Annotated in this window: 3 protein-coding genes; all 3 read left to right on the plus strand. The window is 70.1% G+C overall.

The window, feature by feature from the left end:
- The coding region (locus tag K2X24_RS17135) for a transcription termination/antitermination protein NusA (RefSeq protein ID WP_292499538.1) at positions 1-977 on the plus strand (977 nt) is incomplete at its 5' end.
- Between the two features lie 77 nt (positions 978-1,054).
- Positions 1,055-1,831: an RNA-binding protein gene (locus tag K2X24_RS17140; RefSeq protein WP_292499539.1), complete on the plus strand. Its 777-nt coding sequence runs from the start codon at positions 1,055-1,057 to the stop codon at positions 1,829-1,831.
- Positions 1,832-1,904: 73 nt separating this feature from the next.
- A partial coding sequence (locus tag K2X24_RS17145) for a translation initiation factor IF-2 associated domain-containing protein (protein ID WP_292499540.1) occupies positions 1,905-2,554 on the plus strand: 650 nt, incomplete at its 3' end.

A 2,554-nucleotide genomic window follows, 5' to 3' on the forward strand; every position in this document is an offset into this window, starting at 1 on the left:
TGGCCAAGCTCTTCGGCCAGGAAGTGCCGGAGATCTACGACGGCATCGTCGAGGTGAAGGCGGTGGCCCGCGATCCCGGTTCCCGCGCCAAGATCGCGGTGATTTCGCGCGATGGCTCGATCGATCCGGTCGGCGCCTGCGTGGGCATGCGGGGCTCCCGCGTCCAGGCGGTGGTCGGCGAGCTTCAGGGTGAGAAGATCGACATCATCCCGTGGTCCGAGGACCAGGCGACCTTCATCGTCAATGCGCTCCAGCCGGCGGAAGTCGTGAAGGTGGTGCTCGACGAGGAAGCCGACCGCATCGAGGTGGTGGTGCCGGACGACCAACTGTCGCTCGCCATCGGCCGTCGCGGCCAGAACGTGCGCCTCGCCTCCCAGCTCACCGGTTGGGATATCGACATCCTCACCGAGGCCGAGGAATCCGAGCGCCGGCAAAAGGAGTTCGCCGAGCGCACCGCGATCTTCATGGAAGCGCTCGACGTCGACGAGACCGTGGGCCAATTGCTTGCGGCCGAAGGTTTCCGCAACGTCGAGGAGATCGCCTACGTCGAGCCCGGCGAACTCGCCAACATCCAGGGCCTCGACGAGGAGAGCGGTACCGAGATCCAGGCCCGCGCCCAGGACCATCTGGCCCGCGTCGAGTCGGAGTTCGACGCCAAGCGCCAGGAACTCGGCGTCCAGGACGAACTGCGCGAGATCGACGGCATCACCACTCCGATGCTGGTGGCGCTCGGCGAGAACGACGTGAAGACGATCGAGGATCTGGCAGGCTGCGCCACCGACGACCTCGTGGGTTACACCGAGGGGCGCGGCCCCGAAGCCAAGCGCCACGCGGGCTACCTCGACGGCTTCGAGGTCTCGCGTGCCGAGGCCGAGGCGATGGTCATGGCCGCCCGCGTCCATGCGGGCTGGATCGAGGCGCCGGCCGAGGCCGACGCCGAGGCGGAGACCAGCGAGGACGAGGCGGCCACCGCCTGAGCGATCGCGAATCGTTGCGCCCCGCGATCCTCCGATCGCGGGGTTGTGCTTGTCATAACCGAAAGTTTTCGCGCGGCATGACGCCCGAGACCGCAGACCCGAGCCACAGCGTCCCGGAGCCGAACGCCCTGGAGCAAGACGCGGCCGATCCGGACCCGAGCACCCTGCTCGATCCGGGCCTCGGGCGCGGGCGCTCCAATGCGCTGCGGACATGCCTCGTCACGCGCGTGGCCCAGGCGCCGGCCGGCCTGATCCGCTTCGTGCTGGGGCCCGACGGCGCTGTGGTGCCGGATCTGCGGGCACGCCTGCCGGGTCGTGGTGCTTGGCTCACGCCCACCCGCGCGGCGGTGAACGAGGCGATCAAGCGCCGCGCCTTCCAGCGCGCCTTCAAGACCAAGGACGCCGCTGCCCCGAGCGACCTCGCGGATCGGGTTGCCGAGGGCCTGCGGGCGGACCTGCGCCAATCCTTGTCGCTGGCCAACAAGGCCGGCTGCGTGGTGGCGGGCTTCGCCAAGGTCGAGTCGGCCATCGGCGACAAGGCCGGGGTCGCGGCGGTGATCGAGGCCTCCGACGGCAGCCCCGACGGGCGCCGGAAGATCGTCGCGGCATTGCACCGGCGGCATGGCAGTGCCATATCGTGCATTCCCGTCATCGATGACCTGTCCAATACCGAATTGGACATGGCCTTGGGCCGGGATCATGTGATACATGCGGCTCTCGTCGCAGGAGTCGGAAGTTCCGGCTGCCTTGCGCGTTGGCGTCGGCTCCGCTCCTTCGAGGGTTTGGCGACGACGGCCGAGGAAACCGGTCCTACCCGCGACGGGCAGGCCGATTCCGATCTGCACGACGACTGAGATGACGGATTTACCCGGCGCACAGCAGTCTGCCGGTTCACGGGACGATGGAAACCCTCAGGGTTTGGACTGAATGAGCGATACGAACAATCCGGGCGACAAGACGCAGGCGAGACCCCCTTCGAAGCCGCTGTCCTTGAAGCGTCCGATCGAGCAGGGAACGGTGCGTCAGAGCTTCTCCCATGGCCGCTCCAAGCAGGTCGTGGTCGAGACGGTGAAGCGCCGTGTCATCGGCGCGGCACCGGCCGCGCCTGCGCGTGAGACGACGCCCGTCGCTCCCGCCACGCGCGTCGCACCGCCCCCGCCGCCCGCCGCCCCGCGTCAGGCCCAGCGCTCCGCCAACGGCGTCGTACTGCGTACGCTGAGCGAGCAGGAGAGCAACGCTCGCGCAGCGGCTCTGGCCGATGCCAAGCGTCGCGAGGCCGAGGCTCAGAAGCGTGCCGAGGCCGAGGCTGCCGCCGAGCGCGAGCGCCTTGCCGCCGAGCAGCGGGAGCGCGAGGCCGCCGAGGCCCGGAAGCGCGAGGAGGAAGTCCGCCGCCGCAAGGAGGAGGAGGACCGCCTCGCCGCCGAGGCTGCGCGCCATGCCGCCGAGGCGACTGCTCAGGAAGCCGCCCGCGCCGCGAGTGCGCCGGCCGCAGCCCCGACCGTGTCGAAGACCGCCCCGATGCCGGCGGCCCCGACCATCGTGCGCTCGGCGCCGCCCGCCGCCGCTCCGGCTGCCGA

This window comes from Methylobacterium sp. (assembly GCF_019750675.1).
In the GTDB taxonomy this organism is placed as follows: Bacteria; Pseudomonadota; Alphaproteobacteria; order Rhizobiales; family Beijerinckiaceae; genus Methylobacterium.